The organism is Arenibaculum sp. (assembly GCF_035998295.1).
Classification (GTDB): domain Bacteria; phylum Pseudomonadota; class Alphaproteobacteria; order Azospirillales; family Azospirillaceae; genus DASYHS01.
On the sequence record NZ_DASYHS010000268.1, the window covers coordinates 21,849 to 36,262 of the forward strand.

Here is a 14,414-nt window from a genome sequence, read left to right on the forward strand (position 1 = left end):
ACGGCGCCGGCACCCGCCGACGGCGCATCACTCGTCGAACTCGCCCAATGCGCTGGCCCGGTGGGCGTCGAGGTTGCCGAACTTGGTGAACTGGCCGTCGAAGAAGAGACGTACGGTGCCGATGGGGCCATGGCGCTGCTTCGCGATGATGACTTCGGCCGTATTGTGCACGTCCTCGCAGCGTTGCTGCCAGCGTTGATAGCGATCGTTGAACTTGTCGTCGCCTTCGTCGGCACGCCGTGCCGGCTCCGCCCGCTCAAGGTAGTACTGCTCGCGGAAGACGAACATCACCACGTCCGCATCCTGCTCGATCGAACCCGACTCGCGCAGGTCGGAGAGCAGCGGCCGCTTGTCCTCCCGCTGCTCGACGGCGCGCGATAGCTGGGACAGGGCGACCACGGGGACGTGAAGTTCCTTCGCGATGGCCTTCAGCCCGCGCGTGATTTCGGAGATCTCCTGGACCCGGTTCTCGCTCGACTTCGCACTCGATCCGCGCAGGAGCTGCAGGTAGTCGACGATGATCAGCCCGAGCCCGCCGGGAGCGGAGCGGGCGAGGCGCCGCGAGCGCGTCCTGACCGCGTTGATGCTGAGCGCCGGCGTGTCGTCGATGTAGAAAGGCGCGCGCCCGACGAGCTGCATCGCCTCGGCGAAGCGCTGGAAATCGTCGGTCTTCAGGTCGCCGCGGCGGATCTTCTCGGACGGTACCTGCGCCTCGTCGGCGAGGATGCGGCCGGCGAGCTGGTCGGCCGACATTTCCAGGGAGAAGAACGCGACCCCGGCCCCTTCCTTTCCGTTCGACGCGAGCCAGGCCTTCGCGGCGTTGAACCCCATGTTGACGGCCAGCGACGTCTTGCCCATGGACGGGCGGCCGGCCAGGATCAGCAGGTCGGACTTGTGAAGCCCGCCGAGCTTGCGGTCCATGTCGATCAGCCCGGTCGTCACGCCCGTAATCGGCGTGTCGCGCTGGAATGCCGCCTCGGCATTGCGGATCGCGATCGCGAGGCTGTCCTTGAAGGAAACGAAACCACCCTTGACGTCGCCCGTGCTCGCCAGTTCGAACAGCTTGGCTTCGGTCTGCTCGATCTGGGAGAGGCCGTCCCCGTCCAGGGTCTGGTTGAACGCGTCGTTGACCGTCTCCTCGCCGATGTCGATCAGCCGCCGGCGCAGGAACAGGTCGTGGATCAGCCTGCCGTAATGCTCGGCGTTGATGACGCTGACGACGTTGGCCGCGAGGTCGTGCAGATACGACGTCCCGCCGAGATCCGGGTCGTTCTCGAAGTAGCCCTTGAGCGTCACCGGGTCGGCGATGCGGCCCAGATTGACGAGGCTGTCGATCGCCTCGAAGACCCGGGCATGGACCGGGTCGTAGAAGTGCTCCGGGCGGAGGAATTCGACGACCTTCTCGTAGGCCTTGTTGTTGACGAGTATCGCGCCGAGCAGCCCCTGTTCCGCCTCGGCATTGTGCGGCATCACGCGATAGCCGGTCTTGCCGGCTTGGCCGGAAAGACGGTCGAAGATGTCGGTGGTCACGGTTTCCATGGCCCGAACAGTACCAAAACCGGGACGCCCCCGGTAGGAGAGCCGGCCGGCAGGGCTTGTGGAACCTGCCTAGCAAAAGTATCCACAGGCTGTGAACTTCCTGGAAAATTCGGCCGTGGCACCTGGGCATGGGCCCATGCGGGGTCCGAAGCCCCACATCTGGGGGGTAGTCGAGGACGCCCCGACAGGGACATCCCTGATCGGCGTCGGGGGACAGGCCGGGCCCGTTCGGCAGCCGGCGTTCATCGCAAAGAGGCCTAACCGGAAACGATTGCGGCCGGACCCCGAAGGATCCGGCCGCGATCGCGTCAGGCCTGCTGTTCCTCGTCGGCGCCGGTCTCGCCTTCGGCGGTCCCGGCCTCCTCCTCTTCCTCGTCCGCCTCGAGCAGGTCGGCCGCGGTGACCATGCCGCCGCGCTGTGCCTGCATCTCGGCTTCCTCGAGGCTGCGCGCGACGTTGACCGTGATGCCGACGGAGACCTCGGGATGGAGGCTCACGCGGACCTTGGAGATGCCCAGGGTCTTGATCGGCTGGTCAATCACGACCTGGTTCCGGCCGATCGTGAAGCCGGCCTCGGTGACGGCGTCGGCGATGTCCCGCGCGGTCACGGAGCCGTACAGCATGCCGGTCTCGGCAGCCTGGCGCGTGATGACGACCGCGAGGCCTTCGAGCTTGCCGGACACCTGCTCGGCTTCCTTGCGCCGCTCGAGGTTCATCGCCTCGAGCTGGGTGCGCTGGGTCTCGAAGAAGGCGAGGTTCTGCTTAGTGGCGCGCATCGCCTTCTTCTTGGGCAGCAGGTAGTTGCGGGCGAAGCCCGGCTTGACGTTGACGACCTGCCCCATCTGGCCGAGCTTCTCGACCCGTTCCAACAGGATCACTTCCATTACACATCCTCCTCACTGGGACCGGCGCGCATCAGCCTGCGCCGCAGGCCGGCCCATTGCTCGACCACTCCCAGGCAGATCACGAGCGGGACCATCCACTGGATCAGCACCAGGAAACCATAGAACGCCACGAGGACTATCGGCCGGGCGTTGCGCGCCTGGGCGAAGGCGTGAACGACGGCCAGTCCGGCGAAGAAGAACGGCACCGCCAGGACCAGAGCCGCGTTGAGGGCGACATAGTCCGTCGGTTCCGGCAGCACCAGGGCCAGAAACCCCGCCACCGCCGGGCCGGCCAGGGCCGACGGCGGAAGCGAGAGATCCGCCATGCGCATCGCGGGCCGGCGGTTGCGCCCGAGACGCATCAGCAGGCCTTGCGCGAGCGCCGCGTTGGCGACGATCATCGTGATCCAAGAGGCCACGACGATGGCCGGCAGCACCCTGGACAACGGAACCACGATGCCGGCACCGTCCCCGCCGGCCGGATCCGCCTCCTCGACGAAGCCGCCCAGGCTGGCCGAGAGCTGCCGCTCGAGCCAGACCTGCAGGCCCCCGGGATGATCGGCGGCCGCCAGCGCGGCCACGACCACCAGGACCACGCCCAGCCATGCCAGCGCCATCACCAGCCGGCCGGGCGGATACCATTCGAGCGTCCCGTCCGCCGCCGCCCGCGCGAGCAACGCCTGGCGCGAGACCACAAAGGCCGGCAGCAGGGTGGCAAGCCCGAAAACGGCGGCGACGATCGGATCCGCGACCACCGCGACCGTGACGAGAGCGGTCGCGCCCCCGGCAAGCACCGCCGCCGTCCCGATGCCGAGGCCGGCGAGCAGCAGCGGCAGCGGGGCCAGGTAGGCCAGGATCAGCGCGCCGAGGCCGCCGGCGATCACCGACAGGTACATCGCCGCGCTGACGACCCCGCCGCCCGCGGCGAGCAGAAGTTGGCCCATGATGCCGGCCCGTCCGGTGCCGTTCGTCGTCCTACTTCACGATGTAGGGCAGGAGGGAAAGGAAGCGGGCGCGCTTGATGGCGCGTGCCAGCTCGCGCTGCTTCTTCGCCGAGACCGCCGTGATCCGGCTCGGGACGATCTTGCCGCGCTCGGAGATGAAGCGCGACAGCAGCTTCACGTCCTTGTAGTCGATCGTCGGCGCGTTCGCGCCCGAGAACGGGCAGGTCTTGCGGCGACGGAAGAACGGCCGGCGCGGGCCGCCGCCGGAGCGGCCGCCGGAGGTGGTGGGTCCGGTCATCGCTTACTCTCCTTCGGCTTCGCGGCGGGGGGGCCGGCTGTCACGGTCGCGATCGCGGTCACGGCCGCCGCCACCGTCCATGCGGGGACCGCGGCGGTCGCCCCGATCACCCCGGTCGCTGCGCTCGTTGCGGCTCTGCATCATCGCGGACGGGCCCTCCTCGAGGGCGTCGACACGCACGGTCATGAACCGCAGCACGTCCTCGTTCAGGGACATGTTGCGTTCCATCTCGGCGACCGCCGCGGCGGAGGCGTCGAGGTTGAACAAGACGTAATGTCCCTTGCGGTTCTTCTTGATCTTGTAGGCGAGGGTCTTCAGACCCCAGCTCTCGACCTTGCCGACCTCGCCGCCGTTCTCGCGGACGATGTTGGAGAAGGTCTCCGTCAGCTGCTCCACCTGGGCAGCCGAGATGTCCTGGCGTGCGATGAGCACGCTTTCGTAAAGCGCCATTTGGTCTCCCCATGGCTGTTACGTGGCCCGGCGCTGCGTCTAGGGGGAAATCCCGGTCGACCAGCCGCCCGCGCCTAGCCGATGCCTGGCCAGCATCGGCAAGGAGTACGCGAAGGCGCGCAATATACAGAAAACGGACCGGTCATCAAGCCCGTAGTGCGCAAGCTTGACTTCGGTGCCCGGAGCAGTATCACTGACGGCCATTTTGCGAAAACACCGAAAGCGAGCCCCTCGATGACGAGAGCATTCGTGTTTCCGGGCCAGGGCAGCCAAGCCGTCGGCATGGGCCGCGAGCTGGCCGAAGCCTTCGCGGTCGCCCGGCACACGTTCGAGGAAGTGGACGAGGCGCTGGGCCAGAACCTCTCGCGCCTGATATTCGAGGGCCCGGAGGGCGACCTGACCCTGACCGAGAACGCCCAGCCCGCGCTGATGGCCGTGAGCCTCGCCGTGCTGCGCGTCCTTCAGCAGGAAGGCGGCATCGACGTCGGGCGGGCCTGCCGGTTCGTCGCCGGCCACAGTCTCGGCGAGTATTCGGCGCTCGCGGCGGCGGGCACCTTCGGCGTCGCGGACGCCGCCCGGCTGCTGAAGCTGCGCGGCCGGGCCATGCAGCAGGCGGTGCCGGTCGGCGAGGGCGCCATGGCGGCAATCCTGGGCGTCGACCTCGAGACCGCCGAGCGGATCGCGGCCGAGGCCGCCGAGGGCGAAGTTTGCGCCGCCGCCAACGACAATGCGCCGGGCCAGGTCGTCCTGAGCGGGCACAAGGCGGCGGTGGAGCGCGCGACCCGGATCGCGCAGGAGCGGGAAGGCAAGCGCTCGGTGTCGCTGCCGGTGTCGGCGCCCTTCCATTGCGCATTGATGGCTCCGGCGGCCAAGGCGATGGCGCAGGCGCTCGCGAACGTCGACCTTCGTGCCCCCCTGGTGCCGCTGGTGGCCAACGTGACGGCGGAAGCGGTGACGGCGCCGGACGAGATCCGCCGCCTCCTGGTCGAGCAGGTCACCGGCCTCGTTCGCTGGCGCGAATGCGTCCTCTTCATGAAGGAGCAGGGCGTGGAGACGCTGGTCGAGATCGGGTCCGGCAAGGTCCTGGCAGGGCTGGCGAAGCGAATCGACCGGCAGCTTTCGGCCGTCTCGGTCGGCACGCCCGCCGACATCGAAGCTTTTCTGAAGACAGTGTGAGGCGGTGGGGATGTTCGACCTCAGCGGCAAGACAGCCCTGGTGACCGGGGCTTCGGGGGGCATCGGCGCCGCCATCGCCCGCGCGCTCCATGCCCGCGGCGCCACGGTGGCCCTACACGGCACCAAGACGGGCGCGCTCGAAGAACTCGCCACCGCGCTGGGCGGGGAGAGGGTGCACGTGACGCCCGCGAACCTCGCCGAGCCGTCGGAAGTGGAAGGGCTCGCCAAGGCCGCCGAGGAGGCGATGGGACGGGTCGACATCCTCGTCAACAACGCCGGTCTCACGAGGGACGGGCTCGCGATCCGGATGAAGGACGACGACTGGCAGCTCGTCCTCGACGTCAACCTCACGGCCGGCTTCCGCCTCGCGCGCGGGCTGCTGAAGGGAATGATGAAGCGGCGCTGGGGACGGGTCGTCGGCATCACCTCGATCGTCGGCGTCACCGGCAACCCCGGCCAGGCGAACTATGCCGCCAGCAAGGCGGGAATGATCGGAATGACGAAGGCGCTCGCGGCCGAGGTCGCGTCGCGCAACATCACCGTCAACTGCCTCGCCCCCGGCTTCATCGGCACGCACATGACCGACGTCCTGCCGGAAGAGCAGAAGGCGAAACTCCTGGGCGCGATCCCGGCCGGCAGGCTGGGGAGGCCGGAGGACATCGCGGCGGGGGTCCTGTTCCTCGCCAGCGAGGAGGCCGCCTACGTCACCGGCCAGACGCTGCACGTCAATGGCGGCATGGCCATGATCTGAAGCGCGAGCCGCGGCCGCGAGGCCAGGGTTACCAAGCCTTCCGAAAGGTTGGGAGCGCTGGTCAAGCTGTCTGAAACGTGATATGTGACGGCACTTTTCCGGGGGGCAGCCAATGTTCGGCAAGCGGTCCGCCAGGACCGACCGGAACTGATGTCCAGACGTCGGGTCAACACATCCAGTAGAATCGAGAAGGTTTGGGAAAATGAGCGACATCGCTGAGCGCGTTAAGAAGATCGTCGTGGAGCACCTGGGCGTCGAAGAGTCGAAGGTGACCGAGAACGCCAGCTTCATCGACGATCTCGGAGCCGACAGCTTGGACACGGTCGAGCTGGTCATGGCGTTCGAGGAGGAGTTCGGGGTCGAGATCCCCGACGACGCCGCCGAGAAGATCCTGACGGTCAAGGACGCCATCGAGTTCATCAAGGCGAACACCGCTGCCTGAGTAGCGGACGTTGCGGAGCGGCCAGGCGCCTACCTGGCCGACCATCCAGAGCAGCACGAGTTCAGGAATTCCCATGAGACGCGTTGTCGTAACGGGTTTCGGCATGGTCACGCCCCTTGGGGTCGGCGTCGGCGAGAACTGGCGTCGGCTGATCGGTGGCGAGTCCGGCCTTCGGGCGATCGAGAACTTCGACGTCTCCGATCTGCCGTCGAAGGTCGCGGGCCAGATCCCGCGGGGCGAGGGGACGGCCGGCCTGTTCAATCCGGACGACTATGTTTCGTCCAAGGACCAGCGGAAGATGGACGAGTTCATCGTCTACGCCGTTGCGGCCGCGAAGGAGGCGGTCCAGGACAGCGGGTGGGAGCCTCCCAACGACGAGGAACGCGAGCGGACCGGCGTGATGATCGGGTCCGGCATCGGCGGGCTCGCCGGCATCGCGGACGGCGCGCTGACGCTCGATAAGAGAGGGCCGCGCCGGCTGTCGCCGTTCTTCATCCCGGCCAGCCTGATCAACCTCGCTTCCGGTCATGTCTCGATCATGCACGGGTTCAAGGGACCGAACCATTCCGTGGTGACGGCCTGCTCGACCGGTGCGCACGCGATCGGCGACGCGGCCCGGCTGATCATGTGGGAGGACGCCGACGTCATGGTCGCCGGCGGAGCCGAAGCGGCGATCACCCGGCTCGGGGTCGGCGGCTTCGCCGCGGCGCGCGCGCTGTCCACCGGCTTCAACGACCGCCCCAGCGCCGCGTCGCGGCCCTGGGACCGCGACCGCGACGGCTTCGTGATGGGCGAGGGGGCCGGCGTCGTGGTGCTGGAGGAACTGGAGCACGCCAAGCGGCGCGGCGCCAAGATCTACGCCGAAGTGGTCGGCTACGGCCTGTCCGGCGACGCCTACCACATCACCGCCCCTCCCGAGGACGGCAACGGTGGTTTCCGGGCGATGCGGGCCGCGCTCAAGCGCGCCGGCATGGACCCGTCGCAGATCGACTACATCAACGCCCATGGCACGTCGACCCCGCTCGGGGACGAGATCGAGCTCGGCGCCGTCCGCCGGCTGTTCGGTGCCGCGGCCGACACCGTGACGATGTCCTCCACGAAATCCGCGATCGGGCACCTGCTCGGCGCCGCCGGGGCGGTCGAGGCCATCTACTCGATCAAGGCGATCATGGACGGGGTGGTTCCGCCCACGCTGAACCTGGACAACCCGTCCGAGAACTGCGTGGGTGTCGACCTCGTGCCGAAGCAGCCCAAGGAGCGCAAGGTGAACGCCGCGCTCTCCAATTCCTTCGGCTTCGGCGGTACGAACGCCTCCCTCGTCTTCAAGAAGTTCCAGTAGGGCCGCGCGATGCGCCGCGCGGTCCGGATCGCGGCCGCCGTAGTCGCTGCCGTCACCCTCGTCCTCGGGGGCGTGGTGGCGCTGTATGGCACGTTGGTGATGGACGGCCCGTCCGGGAGCGAGGTGACGCTGATCGTGCCGCGCGGCGCCGGTACCGGGGCGATCGCGCAGAGCCTGGCCGATGCCGGCGTGGTCAACGGCGCTTGGCAGGTCATGCTGGCGTCGCGGATCGAGCAGCCCGAGGCCACGTTGAAGGCGGGGGAGTACAGCTTCCCGGCCGGCGTGAGCGCGGCCGAAGCCGTGCGGATCATGAAGGAGGGGCGCTCGGTTGTCCGGCGCCTCACCGTTCCGGAAGGCCTGACTTCGGCCCAGGTGATGCAGCTCCTCGCCGAGGAGCGGGCGCTGTCGGGCGACGTGCCCGAGCCGCCGCCCGAAGGCACCCTGCTGCCGGAAACCTATCATTTCTCCTACGGCGACAGCCGGTCGGACATGGTCGGGCGCATGATGTCCATGATGGACGCGGCGCTGGCGGAGGCGTGGCCGAAACGCGCGCCCAACGCGCCGGTCTCGTCCCCGGCCGAGGCGGTCATCCTCGCCTCGATCGTCGAGAAGGAGACGAGCGTCGCCGAGGAACGCGCGATGGTCGCCGGCGTCTTCGCCAACCGGCTCGCGCGCAGCATGCGCCTCCAGTCAGATCCCACTGTGGTCTATGCGCTGACCGGGGGGAGCGGGTCGCTCGGCCGGGCACTGACGCGCGAGGATTGGAAGGTGGCGTCGCCCTACAATACCTATGCCTCCGACGGCTTGCCCCCGGGGCCGATCGCCAATCCCGGGCGCGCTTCGATCGAAGCCGTCCTCCAGCCTGCCCGCCACGACTATCTGTACTTCGTCGCCGACGGCTCGGGCGGGCATGCCTTTGCCAGGACGCTGTCCGGGCACAACAGGAACGTAGCGCGCTGGCGCGCCTTCCGCCGGGAGCAGGCCGAAACCCCGGCGCAGGAGTGACCGCCGCTCAGCCCGGCAGCGGCAATGCCGTCGTGGCCTTCACCTCCTCCATGACGGCGTAGGTGTGGGTCTCCCTCACGCCGGGCAACGCCACGAGCGAGTTTCCCAGGAAGTCCCGGTACGCGGCCATGTCCTTCACCCGCGCCTTGACCAGGTAGTCGAAGCCGCCGGCGACCATGTAGCATTCCTGGACTTCCGGCATGGCGCCGACGGCTTCCTTGAACCGGTCGAACACGTCCGGCGTCGTGCGGTCGAGAATCACCTCGATGAAGACCAGCAGCCCGCTGCCGAGCTTCGCCGGGTCGAGCAGCGCCACGTAGCGGCTGATCAGTCCGCTCTTCTCGAGCCTGCGGACCCGCTCCAGACAGGCTGGCGGGCTGAGATTGACGCGCCGCGCGAGTTCCACATTGGTGAGCCGTCCGTCGTGCTGGAGCGCGTCCAGGATCGAGCGGTCGATGCGGTCCGGCGGGATCGTCATGGCAATCGGCGAACTTTCTTCGGTGCGAGGTGCGACAGGCGCACCCATGTTAGGCGAGGGCCTCGGAAATCCGCCACCAATTTCGCGCCGTTAGCGATAACATGCCTTTGATTATTCGGGAGAAAATCAACGCCATGACCGCCCAGCCGCGCCAGACGACCGCCGACCTCCGCGATGCCATCGCCGCCGCCTACCGGGTCGACGAGACCCGCGTGGTCGAGAGCGTGCTCCGGACCGCCACGCTGCCGCCGGAGGCGCGGCTGCGGATCGAGACCGAGGCGACGCGGCTCGTGGAGGGCGTCAGGAAGGCGCGGACCCGGTTCGGCGCGCTCGACGCGTTCCTGCAGGAGTACGGGCTGTCGACCAAGGAAGGCGTGGCCCTGATGTGCCTCGCCGAGGCGCTGCTGCGCATTCCCGACGCCGAGACCGCGAACAGCCTGATCCGCGACAAGATCGGCGGCGCCGAATGGGAGCGCCATGTCGGCAAGGGCGACAGCCTGTTCGTCAACGCCTCGACCTGGGCGCTGATGCTGACCGGGCGGGTCGTGCGCCTCGACGATGATTCGCTCAAGCAGCCCGCGACGCTGCTGGACCGGATGATTTCGCGCGCGGGCGAGCCGGTGATCCGCCAAGCCATGCTCCAGGCGATGCGGATCCTGGGGCGTCAGTTCGTGATGGGCCGGACGATCGAGGAGGCTCTGGAGCGCGCCCGCGAGAGCGAGCGGCTGGGCTACCGGTATTCGTACGACATGCTGGGCGAAGCGGCCCGGACCATGAGGGACGCTGACCGCTACTTCGAAACCTATTCACGGGCGATCGAGGCGATCGGGCGGGCGCGGGCCGGCCGAGACGTCTTCACCGGACCCGGCATATCGGTGAAGCTGTCGGCGCTGCACCCCCGCTACGAGCTTGCGCAAGCCGACCGGGTGATGGCGGAGCTGCTGCCGCGGGTGAAGGAACTGGCGCTCGCCGCCAAGACCGCCGGCATCCACCTGACGATCGATGCCGAAGAAGCGGATCGCCTCGACATCTCGCTGGATCTCATCGAGGCCGTGTTCTCCGACCCGGCGCTCGACGGGTGGGAAGGGTTCGGCCTCGCGGTGCAGGCCTACCAGAAGCGCGCCGTCCCCGTCGTCGCCTGGCTCGAGGACCTGGCACAGCGCGTCGGGCGCAGGCTGATGGTCCGCCTGGTCAAGGGGGCGTACTGGGACACCGAGATCAAGCGTGGCCAGGAACGCGGCCTGGAGAACTATCCGGTCTTCACCCGCAAGGCCTCGACCGACGTTTCCTATCTTGCCTGCGCACGCCACCTGCTCGCGGCGCGCGACGCGTTCTACCCGATGTTCGCGACGCACAACGCCCATACCGTGGCGGCGATCCTGGAGATGTCGGGCGACCGGCGCGGCTTCGAGTTCCAGCGCCTGCACGGGATGGGCGAGCCGCTCTACCACCAGATCGTCGGCCCGGAGATGCCGGTCCGCGTCTATGCGCCGGTCGGCAGCCACGAGGACCTCCTGGCCTATCTGGTCCGCCGCCTGCTGGAGAACGGCGCCAACAGCAGCTTCGTCAACCGGATCCAGGATGACCAGGTGCCGATCGGCGACATCATTGCCGATCCCGTCGCCAGGGTCGCGGGCCTCGCCCACAAACCCCATCCCAAGATCCCCCTGCCGTCCGGTCTCTACGGCGCCGAGCGCCCCAACAGCGTCGGCCTGGATCTCAGCGATCCGGTCGTCACCGGGCCGCTGATGGCGCAGATGGCCGCCGCATGGAACAGGAACTGGACCGCGGCCCCCCTGGTCGCCGGCCATGGGGTACAGGGCCCGGTGCGCGTGGTACGCGACCCGTCCGACCATCGCCGCGTCGTCGGCGAGGTGGTCGAGGCGACGGAGACCGACGTGGACCGGGCGCTCGCGGTCGGGGTCGCGGCGTTCCGCGAGTGGTCGCGGGTGCCGGCCGGGGACCGGGCTGCGTGCCTGGACCGGGCTGCGGACCTGATGGAGCGTCATCGCAGCGAACTGATGGCGCTGTGCGTGCGGGAGGGCGGAAAGACGATACCGGACGCCCTGTCCGAAGTTCGCGAGGCGGTGGACTTCTGCCGCTACTACGCCGTGCGTGCGCGCGCCAGCTTCGCCGAGCCGATGCGGCTGCCGGGACCGACCGGCGAGGAGAACTCGCTGCGCCTCGTCGGCCGCGGCGTCTTCGCCTGCATCAGCCCCTGGAACTTCCCGCTCGCAATCTTCACGGGCCAGGTCGTTGCCGCCCTCGTCGCCGGCAACGCCGTCGTCGCCAAGCCGGCCGAGCAGACGCCCCTGATCGCCGCTTATGCGGTCCGGCTGCTGCATCAGGCCGGCGTCCCGCCGGAAGCGCTTCAACTCCTTCCCGGCGACGGGAGCGTGGTCGGCGCCCGTCTCGTCTCCGACCGCAGGGTCGCCGGCGTCGCCTTCACGGGTTCGACCGAGACCGCGCACGCGATCAACCGCACGCTGGCGACACGCGGCGGGCCGATCGTCCCGTTCATCGCCGAGACCGGCGGCCAGAACGCGATGATCGTCGACAACTCGGCCCTGCCCGAGCAGGTCGTGGACGACGTCGTCGCCAGCGCATTCCGGTCGACGGGCCAGCGCTGCTCGGCGCTGCGCGTCCTGTTCGTCCAGGACGGCATCGCGCCCAAGGTGATCGAGATGATCCGCGGCGCGGTCGCCGAGTTGCGCATCGGCAACCCGGGCGAGCTTGCGACCGATGTCGGTCCCGTGATCGACGCCCAGCAACTTGCCGGGCTCGAAGCCCATGTCCGCAAGATCTCGGGGCAGGGGCGGGTCCTCCATGCCGGTTCGGTCCCGGCGGACTGCGCACACGGCACCTTCATCGCCCCGCATGCGATCGAGATCGACGGGCTGGACCAGCTCGACCGGGAGGTCTTCGGGCCTATCCTCCACGTCATCCGGTGGAAGCGGACCGACTTCGAGCGCATCCTGGACTCGATCGAGGCCACCGGCTACGGGCTGACCCTCGGCATCCACACCCGGATCGACCGGACCGCTCAGCGCATCTACGAGCGCCTGCCGGTCGGCAACGCCTATGTGAACCGGAACATGATCGGCGCCGTCGTGGGGGTCCAGCCCTTCGGAGGGGAGGGACTGTCGGGGACCGGCCCCAAGGCCGGCGGGCCCCACTACCTGTACCGTTTCGCGGCCGAACGGAGCTTGACCGTCAATACCACGGCGGCTGGCGGCAACACGACGCTCGTGTCCCTGGGAGAGAGCTGAGGCGGCCGGTCAGGAGGTCCCGGGCTTCTTGCGCTGGAGCATTTCCAGCATCTTCTGCGGGACGGGTTCGGTCAGAACCCTGTCGTAGAGGCGATGGAGCTCGCGGACCTGCTGCCGGTACTGCTGGAGCAAGGCGGCCGCCTCGGTGTCCGTCCTCAGGACGAGTTCCACCTCGCGCCGCTCATCCTCATCCAACGCGCCGTCCAGGTAGGCGTTGATATCGCTCATCGTAAGTCGCTTCATCACTACTTACCCGGGCGCGTCGAGATCGGGTCTACCCTGCGTCTCGAGCTGGGCGGTGGAAGTCCGAAAGGAGCAAAGGGATGGGTTGGCCGGCGCGACATACCCCTTCATATTCGACGTTTCGTTTCACGACCGCAACCCTGCCGCTCACGTCGATGAGCGGGGTATCGGCTACGGGCCACCGACCGTCGTGCAGGATGCTAACAATCCGCCGAATTCGTTGTTCCCGAGCTTTACTACCGGGATGATGGCGATGAGCCCTGCGCCGGGGCAAGTCGTCGGCCACCGGGAACAGCGAAGTTTCGAAGATTTCCCGCCCGGCGCCGATCAACATCTCGCTATTGATACAAATGGTCCGGTTCAGGTGAGTATCGCCCAGAACTCCGCGTGACGAGAGGCGGGCGAGATCCAGTCCGTACCCCCTGGCCCAGGCCGGCTACGCTTTCCAGTACGTGGGAAGGGCGCGGGCAGCGGCATCTTCTGTGCTGGTTGCGAGCGTGTGAAAACGCTTTGTTAAGGAAAGGACGGTCAATTCTAGTGAAATGCACGGGTATCTCCCCGAACGGGGACATGGTGGTTGGAGGAAGCAGTGCGCCGAACCGAAACCAAGGGCAACAAGACCCCTAAGTCCGCGAGACGCATCGGCATCCGCGCCAAGCTGTTCGCGGCGGTCGGAGCGGTAGCGGCCATGACGGTCGCCGCAGGCGGCGTCGGCTTCCTTTCATACCGCTCGGTCGAGCTGAAACTGTCCACGATCACCGGCGAGAGCGTCCCCGCCATGTCCGCGGCCCGCCAGGTGGCGGAGGTCAGCGCGAGCATCGCGGCGGCGGCACCCGCCCTCGACGGGGCCGATTCCGAGCAGGACCGCGAAGTGGCGTGGGGCCAGCTCCAACAGCGTACGGCGATGCTCGGCACGCTGCTCGACGAGATCGAGAGCCGGCGCCCCGGCGACGAGACCGTCGGCGAGTTGCGCGCCCTGTCCGACAATCTCGCGGGCAATCTCGGCGCCCTGAACGAGCGTGCCCGGCAGCGGATCGATCTGGAGCGGCGGCAGAACGCGACCGCCAACACGGTCTATTCCACGCACCGGCTGCTGGTCGAGGCGCTCGACCCGCTGATCTTGAAGGTGACGCAGGACCTGCATGCCAGCGGCAATCAGATCACCGAGCAGGTCGGCGCATCTGTCAGCAAGCTGGTGACCGAGGTCAGTGGCGACCTCGTCGCGGCGTTCGAGGTGCGGGCTCACGTAACTCCCCTGGTGATGACGATGGAGCGCGCAGCCGCCAGCCGTGACCGCGCCCAGATGGAAGCCGCTTTCGGCGAATTCGCCGGAGCGGCGGCCCGCACCAGCGGGCAGATGAACAGCTACTCCAACCAGGCGCTGACGGCGCGGGCGCGCCCGCTGCTGGACGAGCTGATCTCGCTCGGCGCCGGCGACGACAGCATCTTCAATCTCAAGATCCGCCAGCTGGACGCCGAAACCCCGGCGGATGAAGCGGCGCGGATCGGCGTGCTGTTGGCGGAGCGGTCCCAGCGTGCATCGGAACTGCTGTCCCAGCTCACGACCGCGCTCGACCCGATGATCAACACCGCGAA

14 protein-coding genes and 1 pseudogene are annotated in these 14,414 nt (G+C 68.3%); 8 read left to right on the plus strand and 7 right to left on the minus strand.

What is annotated here, in order from left to right:
• Positions 1-27: 27 nt before the first annotated feature.
• The 5 genes from VGO20_RS24880 to rpsF all read right to left on the minus strand — a co-directional run bounded on the left by VGO20_RS24880 (position 28) and on the right by rpsF (position 4,115).
• On the minus strand, positions 28-1,539 hold the full coding sequence (locus VGO20_RS24880) for a replicative DNA helicase (RefSeq protein ID WP_414639895.1): 1,512 nt from the start codon (positions 1,537-1,539) through the stop codon (positions 28-30).
• A gap of 308 nt (positions 1,540-1,847) precedes the next feature.
• Positions 1,848-2,423 (minus strand): 50S ribosomal protein L9, encoded by a 576-nt coding sequence (gene rplI / locus VGO20_RS24885; protein ID WP_327505093.1) that lies wholly within the window; start codon positions 2,421-2,423, stop codon positions 1,848-1,850.
• A complete protein-coding gene (locus tag VGO20_RS24890; RefSeq protein WP_327505094.1) occupies positions 2,423-3,367 on the minus strand; it encodes a DUF2232 domain-containing protein in 945 nt (314 codons plus the stop codon). The genes rplI and VGO20_RS24890 overlap by 1 nt, the downstream gene beginning before the upstream one ends.
• 31 nt (positions 3,368-3,398) lie before the next feature.
• Positions 3,399-3,665 carry a 30S ribosomal protein S18 gene (gene rpsR, locus VGO20_RS24895; protein ID WP_327505095.1) on the minus strand — a complete coding sequence of 89 codons (267 nt, stop codon included), beginning with the start codon at positions 3,663-3,665 and terminating at the stop codon, positions 3,399-3,401.
• A gap of 3 nt (positions 3,666-3,668) precedes the next feature.
• On the minus strand, positions 3,669-4,115 hold the full coding sequence (gene rpsF / locus VGO20_RS24900; RefSeq protein WP_327505096.1) for a 30S ribosomal protein S6: 447 nt from the start codon (positions 4,113-4,115) through the stop codon (positions 3,669-3,671).
• 234 nt (positions 4,116-4,349) lie between these two features.
• On the opposite strand from rpsF, the gene fabD reads away from it, so the two are divergent.
• The 5 genes from fabD to mltG all read left to right on the plus strand — a co-directional run bounded on the left by fabD (position 4,350) and on the right by mltG (position 8,828).
• Positions 4,350-5,291 (plus strand): ACP S-malonyltransferase, encoded by a 942-nt coding sequence (gene fabD / locus VGO20_RS24905; RefSeq protein ID WP_327505098.1) that lies wholly within the window; start codon positions 4,350-4,352, stop codon positions 5,289-5,291.
• 10 nt (positions 5,292-5,301) lie between these two features.
• On the plus strand, positions 5,302-6,042 hold the full coding sequence (gene fabG / locus VGO20_RS24910) for a 3-oxoacyl-[acyl-carrier-protein] reductase (protein ID WP_327505099.1): 741 nt from the start codon (positions 5,302-5,304) through the stop codon (positions 6,040-6,042).
• Positions 6,043-6,244: 202 nt separating this feature from the next.
• Positions 6,245-6,484 carry an acyl carrier protein gene (locus tag VGO20_RS24915; protein WP_327505100.1) on the plus strand — a complete coding sequence of 80 codons (240 nt, stop codon included), beginning with the start codon at positions 6,245-6,247 and terminating at the stop codon, positions 6,482-6,484.
• A 73-nt stretch (positions 6,485-6,557) separates the two neighbouring features.
• A complete protein-coding gene (gene fabF / locus VGO20_RS24920) occupies positions 6,558-7,823 on the plus strand; it encodes a beta-ketoacyl-ACP synthase II (protein ID WP_327505101.1) in 1,266 nt (421 codons plus the stop codon).
• A gap of 9 nt (positions 7,824-7,832) precedes the next feature.
• Positions 7,833-8,828: an endolytic transglycosylase MltG gene (mltG, locus tag VGO20_RS24925; protein WP_327505102.1), complete on the plus strand. Its 996-nt coding sequence runs from the start codon at positions 7,833-7,835 to the stop codon at positions 8,826-8,828.
• A 7-nt stretch (positions 8,829-8,835) separates the two neighbouring features.
• Here the strand turns inward: mltG and VGO20_RS24930 are convergent, their stop codons facing one another.
• Positions 8,836-9,306: an Lrp/AsnC ligand binding domain-containing protein gene (locus VGO20_RS24930; RefSeq protein WP_327505103.1), complete on the minus strand. Its 471-nt coding sequence runs from the start codon at positions 9,304-9,306 to the stop codon at positions 8,836-8,838.
• Between the two features lie 134 nt (positions 9,307-9,440).
• Between VGO20_RS24930 and putA the strand changes: the two genes are divergently transcribed.
• Positions 9,441-12,575 carry a bifunctional proline dehydrogenase/L-glutamate gamma-semialdehyde dehydrogenase PutA gene (putA, locus tag VGO20_RS24935; RefSeq protein WP_327505104.1) on the plus strand — a complete coding sequence of 1,045 codons (3,135 nt, stop codon included), beginning with the start codon at positions 9,441-9,443 and terminating at the stop codon, positions 12,573-12,575.
• 9 nt (positions 12,576-12,584) lie between these two features.
• Here the strand turns inward: putA and VGO20_RS24940 are convergent, their stop codons facing one another.
• Complete coding sequence (locus tag VGO20_RS24940; RefSeq protein ID WP_327505105.1) at positions 12,585-12,803, minus strand: anti-sigma factor family protein; 219 nt, start codon at positions 12,801-12,803, stop codon at positions 12,585-12,587.
• A gap of 100 nt (positions 12,804-12,903) precedes the next feature.
• Between VGO20_RS24940 and VGO20_RS24945 the strand changes: the two genes are divergently transcribed.
• Both VGO20_RS24945 and VGO20_RS24950 read left to right on the plus strand, forming a co-directional pair.
• On the plus strand, positions 12,904-13,209 hold the full coding sequence (locus VGO20_RS24945) for a hypothetical protein (protein WP_327505106.1): 306 nt from the start codon (positions 12,904-12,906) through the stop codon (positions 13,207-13,209).
• A gap of 198 nt (positions 13,210-13,407) precedes the next feature.
• Positions 13,408-14,414, plus strand: a pseudogene (locus tag VGO20_RS24950) (hypothetical protein); the annotation flags it as partial.

Bases quoted from the DNA above. Each gene is read 5' to 3' on its own strand.
- fabD (WP_327505098.1), top strand. From the start codon at position 4,350: ATGACGAGAGCATTCGTGTTTCCGGGCCAGGGCAGCCAAGCCGTCGGC.
- rplI (WP_327505093.1), bottom strand. From the start codon at position 2,423: ATGGAAGTGATCCTGTTGGAACGGGTCGAGAAGCTCGGCCAGATGGGG.
- VGO20_RS24940 (WP_327505105.1), bottom strand. From the start codon at position 12,803: ATGAGCGATATCAACGCCTACCTGGACGGCGCGTTGGATGAGGATGAG.
- putA (WP_327505104.1), top strand. From the start codon at position 9,441: ATGACCGCCCAGCCGCGCCAGACGACCGCCGACCTCCGCGATGCCATC.
- rpsR (WP_327505095.1), bottom strand. From the start codon at position 3,665: ATGACCGGACCCACCACCTCCGGCGGCCGCTCCGGCGGCGGCCCGCGC.
- mltG (WP_327505102.1), top strand. From the start codon at position 7,833: ATGCGCCGCGCGGTCCGGATCGCGGCCGCCGTAGTCGCTGCCGTCACC.
- fabG (WP_327505099.1), top strand. From the start codon at position 5,302: ATGTTCGACCTCAGCGGCAAGACAGCCCTGGTGACCGGGGCTTCGGGG.
- fabF (WP_327505101.1), top strand. From the start codon at position 6,558: ATGAGACGCGTTGTCGTAACGGGTTTCGGCATGGTCACGCCCCTTGGG.
- rpsF (WP_327505096.1), bottom strand. From the start codon at position 4,115: ATGGCGCTTTACGAAAGCGTGCTCATCGCACGCCAGGACATCTCGGCT.
- VGO20_RS24915 (WP_327505100.1), top strand. From the start codon at position 6,245: ATGAGCGACATCGCTGAGCGCGTTAAGAAGATCGTCGTGGAGCACCTG.
- VGO20_RS24930 (WP_327505103.1), bottom strand. From the start codon at position 9,306: ATGACGATCCCGCCGGACCGCATCGACCGCTCGATCCTGGACGCGCTC.
- VGO20_RS24880 (WP_414639895.1), bottom strand. From the start codon at position 1,539: ATGGAAACCGTGACCACCGACATCTTCGACCGTCTTTCCGGCCAAGCC.
- VGO20_RS24890 (WP_327505094.1), bottom strand. From the start codon at position 3,367: ATGGGCCAACTTCTGCTCGCCGCGGGCGGCGGGGTCGTCAGCGCGGCG.